The organism is Phenylobacterium sp., from assembly GCF_035539035.1.
Lineage (GTDB): Bacteria > Pseudomonadota > Alphaproteobacteria > Caulobacterales > Caulobacteraceae > Phenylobacterium.
In genome coordinates this window covers 67,897-84,430 of the sequence record NZ_DATLJI010000010.1, presented here as the reverse complement: position 1 = coordinate 84,430, position 16,534 = coordinate 67,897, and the positions used below count along the sequence as shown (strand labels likewise).

Sequence of the window (16,534 nt, the reverse complement as noted above, 5' to 3'; positions counted from 1 at the left end):
GAAGGAGCCCGCCGATGCCGCTTCGCCGCCGCGCCGCCATAGGCTTCGCCCTCGCCGCGATGATCGCCGCGCCCGCCGCCGCCCAGCCGCAGCTCGGCCAGCCTGCGCCGGCCTTCTCCGCCGTGGACGCCGACGGCCGCACCCGCACGCTCGCGGAGTTCAAGGGCAGGACCGTCGTCCTGGAGTGGACCAACAACGGCTGTCCCTACGTCGGCAAGCACTACAATTCCGGGAACATGCAGCGCCTGCAGCGCCAGGCGGCGAAGGACGGCGTGGTCTGGCTGACCGTGGTCTCCTCCGCGCCCGAGATGCAGGGCCACCTTACCCCCGCCCAGGCCAAGCTCTGGAAGGCGAAGGTGAAGGCCGCCCCGGCCGCCGTCCTGCTGGACGCCGACGGCCGTGTGGGCCGCGCCTACGACGCCAAGGCCACGCCGCATATGTTCATCGTCGATCGCGCCGGCCGCCTCGCCTACATGGGCGGCATCGACGACCGCCCCTCGTCCGAACCGGAGAGCCTGAAGGGGGCGAAGAACTACGTCGCCGCCGCGCTCGCCGACCTGAAGGCCGGCCGTCCGGTCGCCCAGGCCGTGACCCGTCCGTACGGCTGCGGCGTTAAGTACGCGTCGGCCGACTGACGGGCCGGGGATGATCCAGGGGCTGTAAGCTTTGTCCGAGACCGACGCCGCGTGGGCGGCCCTCCATGCCGCCGCCGAGCGCGCCCGCGTGCGCCGGATCGCAAGCCTGTTCCAGGAGGAGCCGCAGCGGCTCGAGCGCCTGACGCTCGCCGCCTCGGGCCTGACCCTCGACCTCTCCAAGCAGCCCTGGTCGCTGGCCGACCTGGAAGGGGTCATGGACCTCGCCCGCCTCGCCGGCGTCGAGCCCGCCCGCGAGCGCCTGTTCGCCGGCGAGACGGTGAACCGCTCCGAGGGCCGCGCGGCCCTGCACATGGCGCTCCGCGCCCCCGCCGGCGCGGGCTTCAAGGCCCAGGGCGAGCCGGTCTCCGCCGAGGTGGAAGAGGTCCGCGGCCGCATGCGCGCCTTCGCCGAGCGGATCCGGTCCGGCGCGCTGAAGGGCGCCACGGGCCGCCCGTTCCGCGCCGTCCTGCACATCGGCATCGGCGGCTCGGACTTCGGCCCGCGGCTGGTCTGGGAGGCGCTGCGGCCCGTGGAGCCGGCCATCGAGCTGCGCTTCGCCGCCAACGTCGATCCGGCCGAGATCGCCCAGGCCATGGCGGGCCTCGACCCCGCCGAGACCCTGGTGGTGGTGGTCTCCAAGACCTTCACCACCCAGGAGACCATGACCAATGCGCAGACCGCGCGGGCCTGGCTGCGCGCCGCGCTCGGCGAGGCCGGCGACGCCCACCTGGTCGCCGTCTCCACGGCGCTCGACAAGACCCGGGCCTTCGGGATCGCCGACGACCAGGTGTTCGGCTTCTGGGACTGGGTCGGCGGCCGCTATTCGGTGTGGTCGGCCGTGGGCCTCTCCTGCGCCGTCGCGCTGGGGCCCGAGGTGTTCGACGCCTTCCTGGCCGGCGGCGCGGCCCTGGACGAGCACTTCCGCACGGCCCCGCTGGAGGCGAACGCCCCGGTTCTGCTGGCGCTCGCCCACGTCTTCAACCGCAACGGACTCGGCCGCCCGGTCCGCGCCGTGGTCCCCTACGCCCAGCGCCTGCGGCTGCTGCCCAACTTCCTCCAGCAGCTGGAGATGGAGTCCAACGGCAAGCGGGTGACCGCCGACGGCCGCCGCGTCGCCCACGGCACGGCCGCCGCCGTGTTCGGCGACGCCGGCTCCAACGTGCAGCACGCCTTCTTCCAGCTCCTGCACCAGGGGACCGACGTCATCCCGGTGGACATCGTCGCCGTCCGCGAGGCGAGCGAGGGCGACCCCGCCGCCCAGAAGAAGCTGCTCGCCAACGCCGTCGCCCAGGCCGAGGCCCTGATGGTCGGCCGGAGCGAGGCCGATGTCCGCGCCGAGCTGGCCGCCAAGGGGCTCCCTGACGACGAGATCGCCGCGCTGGCGCCCCAGCGCACCTTCCCCGGCGACCGGCCGTCCAGCTTCATCCTCCTGGAGCGGCTGACCCCGCAGGCGCTCGGCGCGCTCATCGCCCTCTACGAGCACAAGACCTTCGTGGAAGGCGTGCTCTGGGGGATCAACAGCTTCGACCAGTGGGGCGTCGAGCTGGGCAAGACGCTGGCGACCCGGGTGCTCGCCGAGCTGGACGGCGGCCCGGCGGGCGCCCACGACCCCTCCACCGCCGCCCTGATCGCCAGGTTGCGCGGCTGACTCGCCTTGGCCGCACATCTCGGCTATAGGCCCCGCCCGATGAGCCAGGTCGCGCACCATCACGGCCACCACCACCATCCGACCCTCGCGGGATCGGCCCGGGTGCGCTTGGCCTAGAGCGACCCGACCGAGCCCCGCCACACGCGGACGGGGCTTGGCTCTTTCAGACCAGCGCCGTCCGTCGCCCCTCACCAGGACCCGACCGATGGACGACCTCCCTTCCAAGCCTTCCTTGAGCCCGGACGCCGCAGCCGCTAAGCGCGCAGGCATGACCGAGAGCACCCGCCCCGAGGCGCGCGTCCCGCGCGGCTTCGTCGACCGCCGCGCCCGCGACCTCGCCGCCGAGCGCGCCATCCTGGACGCCGTCTCGGAGATCTACGAACGCTACGGCTTCGAGCGCCTGGAGACCGGGGCGTTCGAGTACGCCGACGCCCTGGGCAAGTTCCTGCCCGACGCCGACCGTCCCAACGAGGGCGTCTTCGCCCTGCAGGACGACGACGAGCAGTGGATGGCGCTGCGCTACGACCTGACCGCCCCGCTCGCCCGCTTCGCCGCCCAGACCTGGGAAACCCTGCCCAAGCCGTTCCGCCGCTACGCCTACGGCCCGGTCTGGCGCAACGAGAAGCCCGGCCCCGGCCGGTTCCGCGAGTTCACCCAGTGCGACGCCGACACGGTGGGTTCGGCCCGGCCCGAGGCCGACGCCGAGATCATCGCCATGGCCGTGGAGGGGCTGCAGGCCGCGGGCCTGCCAGCCGGCTCGGCGGTGCTGAAGATCAACAACCGCAAGCTCCTCGACGGCCTGTTCGACGCCCATGGGGTGGCCGATCCGAAGCAGCGGCTCACGGCGCTGCGGGCCATGGACAAGTACGACCGCCTGGGGCTCGACGGCGTCCGCGAGCTGCTCGGCAAGGGCCGCCTGGACGAGTCCGGCGACTACACCAAGGGCGCTGAGCTGGCGTCCCCGGCGATCGTCGCCGTGGAGAGCTTCCTCGCCGCCGCCGGCTCGCCGGACCTCTCCCGCGCCGACGTCGTCGCCGCCCTTGCCAACCTCGGCCTGGGCGAGAAGGGCGCCGAGGCGCTGACCGAGCTCTCGCAGATCGACGCGGCGCTCACCGCCATGGGCGTGGCCCAGGACGCCGCCCGGATCGATCCCACCGTCGTGCGCGGCCTGGAGTACTACACGGGGGCGGTGTTCGAGGCCGAGCTCCTGCTCGCTACGACCGACGAGAAGGGCCAGCCGATGCGCTTCGGCTCGGTCGGCGGCGGCGGCCGCTACGACGACCTCGTGGCCCGCTTCACCGGCGAGCGGACGCCCGCCACCGGCTTCTCCTTCGGCGTCTCGCGCCTTGCCGCCGCCCTACGCGCCGCCGGCCGCGACCTCTCCGCCCAGGTGCGTGGACCCGTGGTGGTCATCGCCTTCGATCAGGCGCGCATGGCCGACTACTTCAAGGTCGCCGAGGAGCTGCGCTCGGCGGGCGTGGCCGCCGAGGTCTACCTCGGCCAGTCCGGCATGAAGGCCCAGATGAAGTATGCCGACCGCAGGCTCTCGCCCGCCGCCGTCATCGTCGGCGAGGACGAGCTGGCCGCCGGCACGGTGACCATCAAGGATCTCGACCTCGGCCGCGCCCTGTCGGCCAAGGTCACCGACAACGCCGAGTGGCGCGAGCAGCGCCCGGGCCAGCAGACGGTGCTCCGCGCCGAGCTGGTGGCTACGGTGCGCAAGATCCTGGACCAGGCGTCGTGAGGACGGAGCCGCCCGTTCCGCCTGAGGCGCTCGCCGCCATCCGCGCCCCGCTGGCCGGCGCGGGCGCGCAAGCCGTGGACGCGCCCCTGCTGCAGCCGCTGGGCCTGCTCCTCGACCTCGCGGGCGAGGCCATGCGCGCGCGCCTGTTCGTCGTGCAGTCCGAGGGCGGGACGGAGTCCTGCCTCCGGCCCGACTTCACCGTCGCCATCGCGCGGCGGCACCTGGAGCGCGGGGTCGGCGAGGGCCGCTACTTCTACGAGGGCGCCGCCTTCCGCGCCTCGCCGGAGGCCGACCGCCCCGAGGAATTCCTGCAGGTTGGGCTGGAGCTGTTCGCGCCGGCCGGCTCCCCCGCCGTCGCCGCCGACGTCGAGGCCGCGACCCTGGCCTGGCGCGGGGCGGAGGCCGGCGGCCGTGGCGACCTCACGCTCTGGCTGGGCGACGTGGGCCTTCTGGGGCCGTTCATCGAATCCCTGGCCCTGCCGGCCGGGGTCGCCGCGCGGCTGAAGCGCGTGGCGGGCCGCCCGCGCCTGCTGCAGGCGGAGCTGGCGCGCACCGGCGGGGCGTCCGCCGCCTCGGGCGAGGGCTCGCAGCTCGCCGGCATGCTGGCCGGGCTCTCCGAGGCCCAGGCCGCGACCCTGCTGGAGGAGGTCTGGGCGCTGGCCGGCGTGGAGCCCGTGGGCGGACGCGGCCCGGCCGAGATAGCCGCGCGCCTGGTCCGCAAGGCCGAGGCTGCGTCTGCGCCGGCGCTTACCGACGCCCAGGCGGCCGCCATCCGCGGCTTCATGGCCATCTCCGACGCCCCGGCCGCGGGCCTGGCGCAGGTGCGCGAGCTCGCCGGCCGCAAGCCCGGCGCGCTGGACGCCGCGCTCGAGACCTGGCGCGAGCGGCTGGCCGCGATCGAGGCCCAGGTCCCGGCGGGACGCCTGCGGTTCGCCCCGGCGCTCGGCCATGCCTTCGAATACTATGACGGCCTCACCTTCGAGGTGCGCAGCGAGGCCTTGGGCGCCGACCGGCCGGTGGCCGTCGGCGGCCGGTACGACGGGCTGCTGGCCCGCCTCGGCGCCGCCGCCGAGGCCCGCGCCGTCGGCTGCATGGTCCGGCCCTGGCGGGCCTTCTCCGGGGGCGAGCAATGAGCGGGCCGCTGATCGTCGCTGTTCCTTCCAAGGGGCGGCTCAAGGAGCAGGTGGAGGCCTGGCTCGCCGACTCCGGCGTGCCGCTGCAGGCCGTCGGCGGCGCCCGCGGCTACATCGGCGAGCTGAAGGGCGTGTCCGGCGCCCAGGTGCGCCTGCTGTCCGCCGGCGACATCGCCGACGCTCTCGACGCCGGCGAGGTTCACCTGGGCGTCACCGGCGAGGACCTGCTGCGGGAGAAGGGCGAGCTGGACGGCCGTGTCCTGCTGCTGCGCGCGCTCGGCTTCGGCCGGGCGGACCTCGTGGTCGCCGCGCCGAAGAGCTGGCTCGACGTGGAGACCATGGCCGACCTGGAGGAGGTGGCCCACGACTACCTCGCCCGCACCGGCCGGCGCATGCGGGTCGCCACCAAGTACCTCGCCCAGACCCGCGCCTTCTTCGCCCGCCACGGGGTGGCCGACTACCGGATCGTCGAATCCGGCGGCGCCACCGAGGGGGCGCCGGCCTCCGGCGCCGCCGAGCTGGTGGTGGACATCACCACCACGGGGGCGACCCTGCAGGCCAATGGCCTCAAGACCCTGGCCGACGGCGTGATCCTGAAGAGCCAGGCCCAGCTCGCCGCCAGCCTGCGTGCAAGCTGGACGGCCGGTCAGCTCGCCGCCGCCGAACGCCTGCTCAGGGTCGTCGAGGCCCGCGCCAGCGCCCTGCGCTCGGCCGCCCTGATCTGGCCGTCCACGGGCGACGCCGCCGAGGCCGCGGTGGTCGACCGGCTGGTGGCCGCCGGCGCCTCGCGCAGGCCCAATGGGCTGCTGGTCGACGTGGCGGGAATCGCCGACGCCGCTACCGCGCTCACCGCCGCGGGCCTCGGACCGGTCACTGCGGCGCGGCCCGATTTCGTGTTCGATGTGGCCTGCGCGTCCTACGAGGCGCTCGCGAAACACGTTCTTTGACGTTTGCGTCAAAAGACGGTGTAAATTTTGGTTTAATCGCGAATTTCTGATGAACCTTTGCTGGCAAACCGTCAGCAGACCGTTGACTCAGGCAGGAATTTGCCGTTCTTTCATTACGCGAGAGACATGAAGGCGCTCAGTCCTGAGGTCTCCGGCGTTTCGGGGAGGAAACGCCCGCTCTTTCGAGCGACTGCTCAAAAAATGGCCCGCTGCGATTATCCCCCGCAGCGGGCCAAATTTTTTGGCCAAAGCCTATTTTTGACGAAGACGTCAAATCCCTCCCTGGAAGGGGAGGGATCGGACCCGCTGCTACCAGATCCGCACGCGCATCTCCGGCGGGACGTACATCGGGTCGCCCGGCTTCACGCCGAACGCCTCGTAGAAGGCGTCGATGTTGCGCACCGGCAGGTCCACGCGGGCCTGCGGCGGAGCGTGCGGGTCGGAGACCAGCAGCTGCTTCATCCTGTCGTCCCGGTACTTGCCGCGCCACACCTGGGCCCAGCCCAGGAACACCCGCTGCTCGCCGGTCAGGCCGTCCAGCACCGGCGCGGGCTTGCCGTCCAGCGAGATGCGATAGGCGTCCAGCGCCAGCAGCAGACCGCCCAGGTCGGCGATGTTCTCGCCCATGGTCAGGTCGCCGTTGATGTGGGCGCCGGGCAGGATCTCCACGGCCGCGTACTGCTTGCCGAGCTTCACCGCCTCGGCGTTGAACTTGGCCGCGTCCTCGGCGGTCCACCAGTCGGTCAGTCGGCCGTCGCCGTCAGACTTGCGGCCCTGGTCGTCGAAGCCGTGGGTGATCTCGTGGCCGATCACCCCGCCGATGCCGCCGTAGTTGATCGCCGGGTCGCCCTCGGGGGCGAAGAACGGCGGCTGCAGGATGGCGGCCGGGAACACGATCTCGTTCTTGGTCGAGGAGTAGTAGGCGTTGATGGTCGGCGGCGTCATGCCCCACTCGGCGCGGTCCACCGGCTGGCCGATCCGCCGGGCGCGGAAGTCCCAGTCGAAGGCCACGGCGCGCTTGACGTTGCCGTAGAGGTCGTCGTCGCGGACCTGCAGGGCGGAGTAGTCCCGCCACTTCTCCGGGTAGCCGATCTTCACGGTGAACTTGGCGAGCTTGTCGAGCGCCTTGGCCTTGGTCTCCGGACCCATCCAGGCGAGCTTCTCGATCCGGCCCTTCATGGCGGTTTTGATGTCGCCCACCAGGGCGTCCATCTTCGCCTTGCTCTCCGGCGGGAAGTAGGCGTCGACGTAGAGCTTGCCCAGCGCCTCGCCGACCTGGTTGTCCACCAGGTTCACGCCGCGCTTCCAGCGGGGCTGCTGCTGCGGCTGCCCCGAGAGCGTCTTGGAGCGGAAGTCGAACTGCGCCTCGTCGAACGCCTTCGACAGGTAGGGCGCGGCGTTGTCGGCCAGGTGGAAGGCCATCCAGGCCTTGAGCGTGTCGACCGGCGCCTGGGCGTAGATCGCCGCGATCTTCGGGAAGGCGGTGTTCTCGCTGACCACCACCCGCTTCTGGGCCGGCAGGTGCATGCCCTGCATGAAGGCGGCCCAGTCGAAGCCCGGCGCATAGGCGGCCAGCTTGTCGATCTCGAAGGGATTGTAGGTCTTGTCGTCGTCCCGGCGCTCGGCGCGGGTCCAGGAGACCTTCGCGATCTCCGTCTCCAGCGCCACGATCGCCTTGGCGTTGGCCGCCGCGTTCGGCCAGCCGGCCAGGGTCAGCATCTTGGCCACATAGGCCTCGTAGGCCTGCTTCTGCGGGGCGAACCGGTCGACCAGGTAGTAGTCGCGGTCTGGGAGCCCCAGGCCCGCCTGGCCGAGGTAGACCGTGTAGTTCATCGGGTCCTTGGCGTCGTCGTAGATCGCCCCGGAGAAGAACGAGCCGCCGAAGTCGTGCATGGACTCGCCCATCAGCCGGGCGAGGTCGGCCCGGGTCTTGGCCGCGCGGATCTGGGCCAGGTCGCCGGCCAGCGGCTTGGCGCCCAGGGCGTCGACCCGGGCCTCGTCCATGAAGCTGCGGTAGAGCGAGCCAACCTGGGCGGAGGGGCCGCTCGCCGCGCGGTCGGCCGCGGCCTTCTCGGCCACGGCGCGCATGCGGTCGCGGGAGAGCTCGTCGAGCGCGTTGAACGCCCCGTAGGTCGAGCGGTCGGCCGGGATCTCGAGCCGGTCCAGGTAGGTCCCGTTGGCCCAGCGGAAGAAGGAGTGGCCGGGGGTCACCGCCATGTCGCGGCCGGAGAGGTCGAAGCCCCAGGTCCCCATGCGCGGGGCCTTGGAGAGGTCCCGGGCCGCGGCGTTGGCCTGCGCCGTCTGGGTCGCGGGCTGCTGCTGGGCCGCCGCGGGCTGCGCGGCGAGGAGGGCGGCCGCCGCGGCGGCGCCGAGCCAGAGGGTCTTCATGCGGATGAGCTCACTCGCTGGAGGGTCGTGGCCGGACCATGCCCCGGCCGCGGCCTGTCACACTCGTTACATTTTCGTCAGGTTTTCCCGCCCCTTGGGACGGGGGATGCGTCACAGTCAGTGGTGACTGTGGTCCATGGCCGGCGCGCCTGCGCCCGTTCCCACGACGAGTTCGACCTTCACCTTGGTCCCGCTCGCGAAGCTGAGCGTGGCCGGGACCCGGTCGCCGGCGTTCAGCGCCTTGGTCAGGCCGAACAGCATCAGGTGGTGGCCGCCCGGCGCGAGGATGACCTTGCCGCCCGGGGGCACGGGCACGCGCTCCACCTTGCCCATCTTCATCACGCCGCCCGCCATGGTGGTGCGGTGGATCTCCACCTTGCGCGCCACGGGGCTCTCCGCCCCGGTGAGCGCGTCGGGGGCCTTGCCGCGGTTGGTGAGCGTCAGGAAGCCCGCGCCCGTGCCGCCGGCCACCGCCGGCCGGCTCCAGGCCTGGCTGACCTCGATCGACGTGGCCGCGGCGGCGGCGGCGGCGGCGGGGGCGGCCGCGAGGGCCAGGGCGGTCAGCAGGGCTCGCATGGATGCGCCTTTCCGGGGGCTTTCGTTCCGGGCAGGCGTCATACGCCGCCTGGGAGATTCCTCAATGGCCGGGCGTGCGCCATAGTCGCCACGCGGTGAATCGGAGTGCGGATGGAAGGCCAGGTCGAGGCGGCCGCCTATAAGGATGTGGTGCTGTTCCTGGCCACCGCCGGGATCGTCGTGCCGCTGTTCCGCCGCTGGCGGATCAGCCCCATCCTGGGCTTCCTCGGGGCCGGCGTGCTTCTGGGGCCCTACGGGCTGGGCTCGCTCGCCGACGAGTTCGGCTGGCTCTCGGCCCTGACCATCGACAACCCCGACCAGGTCGCCCAGCTCGCCGAGTTCGGGGTGGTCTTCCTCCTGTTCATGATCGGGCTGGAGCTCTCCTGGGAGCGCCTGCGCCGGATGCGCAGGTACGTCTTCGGCCTCGGCGCCCTGCAGGTGGGCGTCTGCGTCGCCGCGCTGGCCGGCGCCGCCCACCTGTTCGGCGCCCCGCTGGAGGCCGCGATCGCCATCGGCGCGGCGCTCGCCCTGTCGTCCACCGCCATCGTCATGCCGGTCCTCACCGAGCAGAAGCGCCAGCACGCCGTGGCCGGCCGGGTGACCTTCTCGGTGCTGCTGTTCCAGGACCTGGCGGTGGCCCCGATCCTCGTGGCGCTGGCCCTGTTCGGCCGCCGGGCCGGCGAGGCCTCGGCCTCGGACCTCTTCGTCTCCTTCGCCACCGGGGCGCTCGGCCTCCTGATCCTGCTGGTGTTCGGCCGCCTGCTGCTGCGGCCCATGCTGCGCTCGGTGGCCAAGGCCAAGAGCGAGGAGCTGTTCGTCGCCGCCTGCCTGCTGGTGGTGATCGGGGCGGGGCTGGTCAGCGAGCTCACGGGCCTGTCCATGGCGCTCGGCGCCTTCATCGCCGGCCTGCTGCTCGCCGAGACCGAGTACCGCCACGAGGTCGAGGTCACCATCGAGCCGTTCAAGGGCCTCCTGCTCGGCCTGTTCTTCGTCTCCGTCGGCATCCGCCTGAACGTGCCGCTGCTGGTGGAGCAGCCGCTGCCGATCATCGGCGCGGCGCTGGGCCTGATCCTGGTGAACGGGGCGGTGGTGTTCGGCCTCGCCCGCCTGTTCGGCCTGGAGACCCGCCGCGCCGTCGAGTCGGCCCTGCTGTTGGCGGCCGGCGGCGAGTTCGCCTTCGTCATCCTCTCCGAGGCCATGGGCCAGGGCCTGGTGGACCGCACCCTCGGCGAGAGCGTGCTGGTCACCGTGACGATCTCGATGTTCGCCATCCCGCTGCTCGCCGCCTGGGGGCTGAAGCTGGGCGGCCGGCAGGTCAATCCGGCCGAGCCGCCGCCCGAGCCGGACCCGGCGCCCGACGCCGAGCCCCGCGTGCTGATCGCCGGCTACGGCCGCGTCGGTCGCCTGGTGGGCGAGATGCTGCGCAGCCACGACATCCCCTGGGTCGCCGCCGAGAGCGACCCGCGGATCGTCGAGCAGGCCCGCCGGGCCGGCGAGACCATCTTCTTCGGCGACGCCTCGCGGGCGGAGTTCCTGCAGCGCTGCGGCCTGTCCGACGCCCCGGCGCTGGTGGTCACCATGGACAATCCGGACGGCGCCGAGGCCATCGTCGCCACCGCCCGCGGCCTGCGCCCGGACCTGACCATCGTCGCCCGCGCCCGGGACGCGCGCCACGCCAAGCGGCTCTACGACCTTGGCGCCACCGACGCGGTCCCCGAGACGGTCGAGGCCAGCCTGCAGCTCTCCGAAGCCCTGCTGGTGGAGATCGGCGTGCCCATGGGCCTGGTCATCGCCTCGATCCACGAGCGCCGCGACGCCTTCCGCGCCGAGCTCAACCGGCCCGAGGCGCTCGGCGGCCGCACCCGCGCGAGGCGCCAGACCGACGGCGCCTGATCGGCGCCGGAAAAAGGGCGAAATAAAATCGTCCGCCTGCAGCCCCCGAAAAGGAACCAAGCGCGGCCATGGACGTTGAGGGGGCGACGCCGCAGGGGTGCGCGCGGGCTGCTTGGGTTGGGGATGACGCCGAGATCGTTGAAGACCTGCGAGGACCGGGCCTGCGCCGCCGCTGGCGGCCGCACAGCCTCGACCTGCGGCAACGACTGGACTTTACAAGTCATTCCAAGGACTTCGAAGGCTTTTGACCTGGCGCAAATCGCGCGCCGGCAAGGCGCGGTTAAGTCCAAGGCGAAGGTTTCGGCAGTTTGGGGGTCGCCAGGCCTCTCGCTCTGCCGTCAGATGGAGGCCCCGGGCCTCCACCCGAAGTTGATCACTGAGGGGAACGTCGTATACGTCCTGGCTTAGGTTCGTCTGGCAGGGGAAATTGCGGTCTGAGTGTGGCTCTGGCGACACTTACGCAACCAACCGGCCTTGATATAACGATGCTGAGGCGTTTCGCCGCAGCACTGAGGGCAACGAGAGGGCTCTGATTATGAAGTTGAAACTCCTGGCAGGGGCCGCTCTGGCTGCGGTCTTCACCGCGACCGGGGCTGCTGCGCAAGTCGGCTGGTACGGCGCTGTCGACCTCGGCTACCACTGGCCCGAGGGGATCGAAGGCACGTCGTCGGCCAATGCCCCGAACGGCTCCCCCTACGTGTGGGACTTCAATCAGGAAGATGACTGGGCCGGCTTCGCCCGTCTCGGCTACCAACTGAACGACAACTGGCGCGTCGAGCTCGAGCTCGGCTACCGCGGCGGCGACATCGAGTCGGTCCGCGGCGGCACGACCAACGCGGTTGTCGGCCTCTGCACCCCCGGCGTGACGCGCACCACCGCGTCGCCGGTCTGCGGCTCCCCGGACGGCGACATGACGTCCTGGACCGTGATGGGCAACATCATCTACGACTTCGCCCCGGGCTCGATGATCAATCCGTTCGTCGGCGCGGGCCTGGGCGTGAACCACACGTCCATGGAAGTCCTGGGCCAGTTCTCGAACATCCCGGGTACGCCGCCGTTCACGGCCGCCACCGGCCCGGCGTTCCAGAACCTCGCCATCGATGACGACGACACCGCCTTCGCCTGGCAGGTGCTCGCCGGCCTCGCCTGGCGCGCCACGGACCGCCTGAACGTCGACCTGACCTACCGCTACCTCGGCGGTTCGGAGCTCGACTTCGCCTCCACCGGCACCAACACCCTGCAACCCGGCGTGTTCAGCGGCGAATACCGCGACCAATCGGTGACGCTCGGCCTGCGGTACTCCTTCGCCGCTCCGCCGCCGCCGCCGCCTCCGCCCCCGCCGCCCCCGCCGCCCCCGCCGCCGCCTCCCCCGCCGCCGCCTCCGGCCCCGGCGTTCGAAGCCCGGCAGTTCATCGTCTACTTCCCGTTCGATCAGTACATCCTGACGCCGGAAGCCCAGACGGTGGTCACGGAAGCTGCGAACTACGCCCGCGGCGGCAACGCCACCCGCGTCGTGGTCGTCGGTCACGCCGACACCTCCGGCTCGCAGGCCTACAACGTCCGCCTGTCGGAACGCCGCGCCAAGGCGGTGGCCGACGCGCTGGTCTCGGCCGGCGTGACGCAGACCTCGCTCTCCGTCGACTGGAAGGGCGAAACCATGCCTGCGGTCGCCACCGGCGACGGCGTCAAGGAACCGCTGAACCGTCGTTCCACGATCGACATCAATCCCTGATCTCGATCGCCGACGGTAAAGTCGGAACGCTAGCGGGAGCCCGGCCGAAAGGCCGGGCTCCTTGCGTTTGGGGGCCTCACACCGGCAGCTGGGTCGTGGACTTCACCTCTTCCAGCACCGCGTAGGTCCGCGTCTCCCGCACGCCGGGGATCCGCACCAGCACCTCCTCGAGGAAGGTCCGCCAGGCCGGCAGGTCGGCGACCCGGGCCTTGATCAGATAGTCGAAGCCGCCCGCCACCATGTGGCACTCCAGGACGTCGGGAGAGCGGCGCGCGGCGGCGGCGAAGGTGTCGAACACCTCGGGCGTCGTGCGGTCCAGCACCACCTCCACGAAGATCAGCACGCCGCGGCCCACCTTCTCGGGGTCCACCAGGGCCGTGAAGCCCTTGATGTAGCCCGTCTCGCGCAGCCGCCTGACCCGGTCCGAGCAGGCCGACGGCGACAGGTTGCACCGCTCGGCCAGTTCCGCGTTGCTGATGCGTCCGTCCGCCTGCAGGGTCCTGAGCAGCCGCCGGTCGGTGTCGTCCAGCCGTAGGTTGTTCGCCATCCGCCCTGTTTCTCCGCGTTTCTCCGGCCAACTGGCCAAAGTCACGTAGCACATTCGGGCGATACATCGTTATCCCGGATGATCTAGCGCAGGAGCCTGCCCGTGCCGTTCGATCACCTGGACGACCTGAAGTTCACCGATGAGCGTGCGGCCGTCGCTGCGGCCCTGGAGGCCAGGCCCCTGAGTTTCGAGGAGCGCGGCGCCGTCCGCGACGAGGCCGAGGCCCTGGTCCGCGCCGCCCGCCGCGCCGCCAACCGCCAGGGCGTGGTGGAGAGCTTCCTGCAGGAGTTCAGCCTCTCCACCCGCGAGGGTCTGGCCCTGATGTGCCTGGCCGAGGCCCTGCTGCGCACGCCCGACGAGGAGACCCGCGACCGGCTGATCGCCGAGAAGATCGCCTCCGCCGACTGGGCCAGCCACGCCGGCCGCTCCGACTCCCTGCTGGTGAACGCCTCCACCTGGAGCCTGATGCTCACCGGCAAGCTGATCGAGCCGGACGACGAGGCCCGCAACGACCTCTCCGGCTTCATCAGGCGGCTGGCCGGCCGGCTGGGCGAGCCGGTGATCCGCCGCGCCGTGGGCGCCGCCGTGCGCATCATGGGCGAGCAGTTCGTCCTAGGCGCCACCATCGACAGGGCGATCCGGCGCTCGGCCCAGGAGGGCTTCGTCTGCTCCTTCGACATGCTGGGGGAGGGCGCCCGCACCGACGCCGACGCCGACCGCTACGAGGCCGCCTACGCCGCGGCCATCGCCGTCGTCGCCAGATCCGCCAAGGGCCAGGGCCCGGAGGCCGGGCACGGCATCTCCGTGAAGCTCTCGGCGCTGTCGCCGCGCTATGACGCCCGCCAGCGCGAGCGGGTGTTCGCCGACCTCTATCCCCGCGTGGTCCGCCTGGCCGCCCAGGCGGCGGACGCGGACATCAACCTCACCCTCGACGCCGAGGAGGCCGACCGTCTGGTCATCTCGCTCGAGCTGCTGGAGCGGCTCGCCAACGAGCCATCACTGGGGTCGTGGAAGGGGCTCGGCCTCGCCGTCCAGGCCTACCAGAAGCGGGCGCCCCAGGTGATCGAGGCGGTCGCCGCCATCGCCCGATCCAGCGGCCGGCGCCTCATGGTCCGGCTGGTGAAGGGCGCCTACTGGGACAGCGAGATCAAGCGCGCCCAGGTCGCCGGCCTGCCGGGCTATCCGGTCTACACCACCAAGGCCGCCACCGACCTGTCCTACCTGGCCTGCGCCCGGGCCCTGCTGGGCGCCGCGCCGCACCTCTACGGCCAGTTCGCCACCCACAACGCCCACTCCCTCGCCGCCGTGCGCCAGATGGCCCGCCAGGCCGGGCTCACCTGCGAGTTCCAGCGCCTGCACGGCATGGGGGAGGCGCTCTATGCCGCCGCCCACAAGCGCTACGGCGACTTCCCGCTCAGGGTCTACGCCCCGGTGGGCAGCCACGAGGACCTGCTGCCCTACCTGGTCCGCCGCCTGCTGGAGAACGGCGCCAACACCTCCTTCGTCCACGCCCTGCTCGACGAGCGCACCCCGGTCGCCAAGGTGGTCTCCGATCCGATCACCGCGGTGGAGGCCACCGGCGGCGCGCCGCACCCGCGCATCCCGCTGCCGGTGGACCTCTACGGTCCGTCGCGCCGCAATTCGACCGGCCTCGATCTCTCCATCGCCGCCGACCGCGAGCGGCTCACCGCCGCTGTGGCCGCCCTGCCGGCGCTGGAGGGCGGACCCATCGTCGGCGGCCGGATGACCGCCGGGGCGACGCCTCGGCTGTCGCCCTCCGACGTTTCCCGCACCGTGGGCCGGGCGGGCGACGCCACCCCGGCCGAAGTCGACGCCGCCTACGCCGCCGCGCGCAAGGCCCAGCCGGCCTGGGACGCCCTGGGCGGCGAGCGGCGCGCCAAGGTGCTCCGGGCCATGGGCGACGCGCTGGAGGCCGACCGCGACCGGCTGATCGCCATCTGCGCCCGCGAGGCCGGCAAGACGCTGCAGGACGGCATCGCCGAGGTCCGCGAGGCCGCCGACTTCTGCCGCTACTACGCGAGCCTCGCCGAGAAGCAGTTCGCCCACGCCGAAACCCTGAAGGGGCCGGTGGGGGAGACGAACCGCCTGCAGCTGCGCGGCCGTGGCGTCTTCGCCTGCATCAGCCCGTGGAACTTCCCACTGGCGATCTTCACCGGCCAGATCGCCGCGGCGCTCGCCGCCGGCAACGCCGTGCTGGCCAAGCCCGCCGAGCAGACCCCGATCATCGCGTCCGAGGCCGTGAAGCTGTTCCACGGGGCGGGGCTGGACCCCAACCTGCTGCACCTCCTGCCGGGCGACGGCGCCACGATCGGCCAGGCCCTGGTCGCCCACGAGGGCTGCGACGGCGTGGCCTTCACCGGCGGCACCGACACCGCCTGGGCGATCAACCGCACGCTCGCCGCCCGCCAGGGCCCTATCGTCCCGTTCATCGCCGAGACCGGCGGGCTGAACGCGATGTTCGTCGACACCACGGCGCTGCGGGAACAGGTGCTCGATGACGTGCTGCTGTCGGGCTACGGCTCCGCCGGCCAGCGCTGCTCGGCGCTGCGCCTGCTGTTCCTGCCCAACGACACCGCCGACCAGCTCATCGAGGGCCTGATCGGGGCCATGGACACCCTGGTGGTGGGCGATCCCGCCGATCCGCGCACCGACGTGGGTCCAGTGATCGACGCCGAGGCGCGCGCCATGCTGGAAGCCCACGTGGAGCGCCTGCAGCGCGAGGCCAAGGTCCTGCACCGGATCGGCGTGCCGGAAGGCGGCCACTTCTTCGCCCCGACGCTCGCCGAAATCCCGGACCCGGGCTTCCTCGGCAATGAGGTGTTCGGCCCGATCCTGCACGTGGTCCGCTACGACCCGACCGATCTCGCCCGCGCCGCCGGTCCGGTGGCGGCCGCGCGCTACGGTCTGACGCTCGGCGTCCACAGCCGGCTGGAATCCTTCGCCGAGGCCGTGCAGCAGGCGGTCCCCGCCGGCAACGTCTACGTCAACCGCTCGATGATCGGGGCGGTGGTCGGCGTCCAGCCGTTCGGCGGCGAGGGCCTGTCCGGCACCGGTCCCAAGGCGGGCGGCCCCCACGCCCTCCTGCGCTACGCCGTCGAGCGCGCCATCAGCGTCAACATCGCCGCCCAGGGCGGCGACCCGGCCCTGCTGAACCTCGACGCCTGACCGGCCGCGTGGCCCTCCCGCGCCGGGTGCGCGGCAGGGCGCGTGCAACCGCGGATCAAGGGATTGGCGCCCGCCGCCATGGCCTGGGCCAGGCCGTGGCGGCAG

The 16,534-nt window shown here is 72.3% G+C and carries 11 protein-coding genes; 8 read left to right on the top strand and 3 right to left on the bottom strand.

Features of this window, described 5'->3' with window-relative positions; translation table 11 throughout:
- Positions 1 to 14 precede the first annotated feature (14 nt).
- The 5 genes from VM685_RS03535 to hisG all read left to right on the top strand — a co-directional run bounded on the left by VM685_RS03535 (position 15) and on the right by hisG (position 6,107).
- Positions 15 to 635 carry a redoxin family protein gene (locus VM685_RS03535; protein ID WP_325458736.1) on the top strand — a complete coding sequence of 207 codons (621 nt, stop codon included), beginning with the start codon at positions 15 to 17 and terminating at the stop codon, positions 633 to 635.
- A gap of 31 nt (positions 636 to 666) precedes the next feature.
- Entirely contained in the window at positions 667 to 2,283 is a 1,617-nt protein-coding gene (gene pgi, locus VM685_RS03530; protein WP_325458735.1) for a glucose-6-phosphate isomerase, read from the top strand.
- A 268-nt stretch (positions 2,284 to 2,551) separates the two neighbouring features.
- Complete coding sequence (gene hisS / locus VM685_RS03525) at positions 2,552 to 4,027, top strand: histidine--tRNA ligase (protein ID WP_325458734.1); 1,476 nt, start codon at positions 2,552 to 2,554, stop codon at positions 4,025 to 4,027.
- Positions 4,024 to 5,160 carry an ATP phosphoribosyltransferase regulatory subunit gene (locus VM685_RS03520; protein ID WP_325458733.1) on the top strand — a complete coding sequence of 379 codons (1,137 nt, stop codon included), beginning with the start codon at positions 4,024 to 4,026 and terminating at the stop codon, positions 5,158 to 5,160. Before hisS ends, VM685_RS03520 begins: the two co-directional genes overlap by 4 nt.
- A complete protein-coding gene (hisG, locus tag VM685_RS03515) occupies positions 5,157 to 6,107 on the top strand; it encodes an ATP phosphoribosyltransferase (protein WP_325458732.1) in 951 nt (316 codons plus the stop codon). The genes VM685_RS03520 and hisG overlap by 4 nt, the downstream gene beginning before the upstream one ends.
- A gap of 309 nt (positions 6,108 to 6,416) precedes the next feature.
- On the opposite strand, the gene VM685_RS03510 is transcribed toward hisG, so the two are convergent.
- Complete coding sequence (locus VM685_RS03510) at positions 6,417 to 8,495, bottom strand: M13 family metallopeptidase (RefSeq protein WP_325458731.1); 2,079 nt, start codon at positions 8,493 to 8,495, stop codon at positions 6,417 to 6,419.
- A gap of 117 nt (positions 8,496 to 8,612) precedes the next feature.
- Positions 8,613 to 9,071, bottom strand: coding sequence for a copper chaperone PCu(A)C (locus VM685_RS03505; protein ID WP_325458730.1), 459 nt, complete (start codon positions 9,069 to 9,071; stop codon positions 8,613 to 8,615).
- Positions 9,072 to 9,182: 111 nt separating this feature from the next.
- On the opposite strand from VM685_RS03505, the gene VM685_RS03500 reads away from it, so the two are divergent.
- Positions 9,183 to 10,964, top strand: coding sequence for a monovalent cation:proton antiporter-2 (CPA2) family protein (locus tag VM685_RS03500; protein ID WP_325458729.1), 1,782 nt, complete (start codon positions 9,183 to 9,185; stop codon positions 10,962 to 10,964).
- A 535-nt stretch (positions 10,965 to 11,499) separates the two neighbouring features.
- A complete protein-coding gene (locus tag VM685_RS03495; protein ID WP_325458728.1) occupies positions 11,500 to 12,696 on the top strand; it encodes an OmpA family protein in 1,197 nt (398 codons plus the stop codon).
- A 76-nt stretch (positions 12,697 to 12,772) separates the two neighbouring features.
- Here VM685_RS03495 and VM685_RS03490 read toward each other — a convergent pair whose 3' ends face one another.
- Positions 12,773 to 13,243, bottom strand: a complete 471-nt coding sequence (locus VM685_RS03490) for a winged helix-turn-helix transcriptional regulator (protein WP_325458727.1) — start codon at positions 13,241 to 13,243, stop codon at positions 12,773 to 12,775.
- A gap of 102 nt (positions 13,244 to 13,345) precedes the next feature.
- Here VM685_RS03490 and putA point away from each other — a divergent pair, with 102 nt between their 5' ends.
- Positions 13,346 to 16,429, top strand: coding sequence for a bifunctional proline dehydrogenase/L-glutamate gamma-semialdehyde dehydrogenase PutA (putA, locus tag VM685_RS03485; RefSeq protein ID WP_325458726.1), 3,084 nt, complete (start codon positions 13,346 to 13,348; stop codon positions 16,427 to 16,429).
- The last annotated feature ends 105 nt before the right edge of the window (positions 16,430 to 16,534 follow it).

What these genes read in the sequence shown, in the direction of transcription:
- VM685_RS03490 (WP_325458727.1), bottom strand. Translation starts at nt 13,243, where the DNA reads ATGGCGAACAACCTACGGCTGGACGACACCGACCGGCGGCTGCTCAGG.
- VM685_RS03500 (WP_325458729.1), top strand. Translation starts at nt 9,183, where the DNA reads ATGGAAGGCCAGGTCGAGGCGGCCGCCTATAAGGATGTGGTGCTGTTC.
- VM685_RS03495 (WP_325458728.1), top strand. Translation starts at nt 11,500, where the DNA reads ATGAAGTTGAAACTCCTGGCAGGGGCCGCTCTGGCTGCGGTCTTCACC.
- hisG (WP_325458732.1), top strand. Translation starts at nt 5,157, where the DNA reads ATGAGCGGGCCGCTGATCGTCGCTGTTCCTTCCAAGGGGCGGCTCAAG.
- hisS (WP_325458734.1), top strand. Translation starts at nt 2,552, where the DNA reads ATGACCGAGAGCACCCGCCCCGAGGCGCGCGTCCCGCGCGGCTTCGTC.
- VM685_RS03505 (WP_325458730.1), bottom strand. Translation starts at nt 9,071, where the DNA reads ATGCGAGCCCTGCTGACCGCCCTGGCCCTCGCGGCCGCCCCCGCCGCC.
- VM685_RS03510 (WP_325458731.1), bottom strand. Translation starts at nt 8,495, where the DNA reads ATGAAGACCCTCTGGCTCGGCGCCGCCGCGGCGGCCGCCCTCCTCGCC.
- VM685_RS03535 (WP_325458736.1), top strand. Translation starts at nt 15, where the DNA reads ATGCCGCTTCGCCGCCGCGCCGCCATAGGCTTCGCCCTCGCCGCGATG.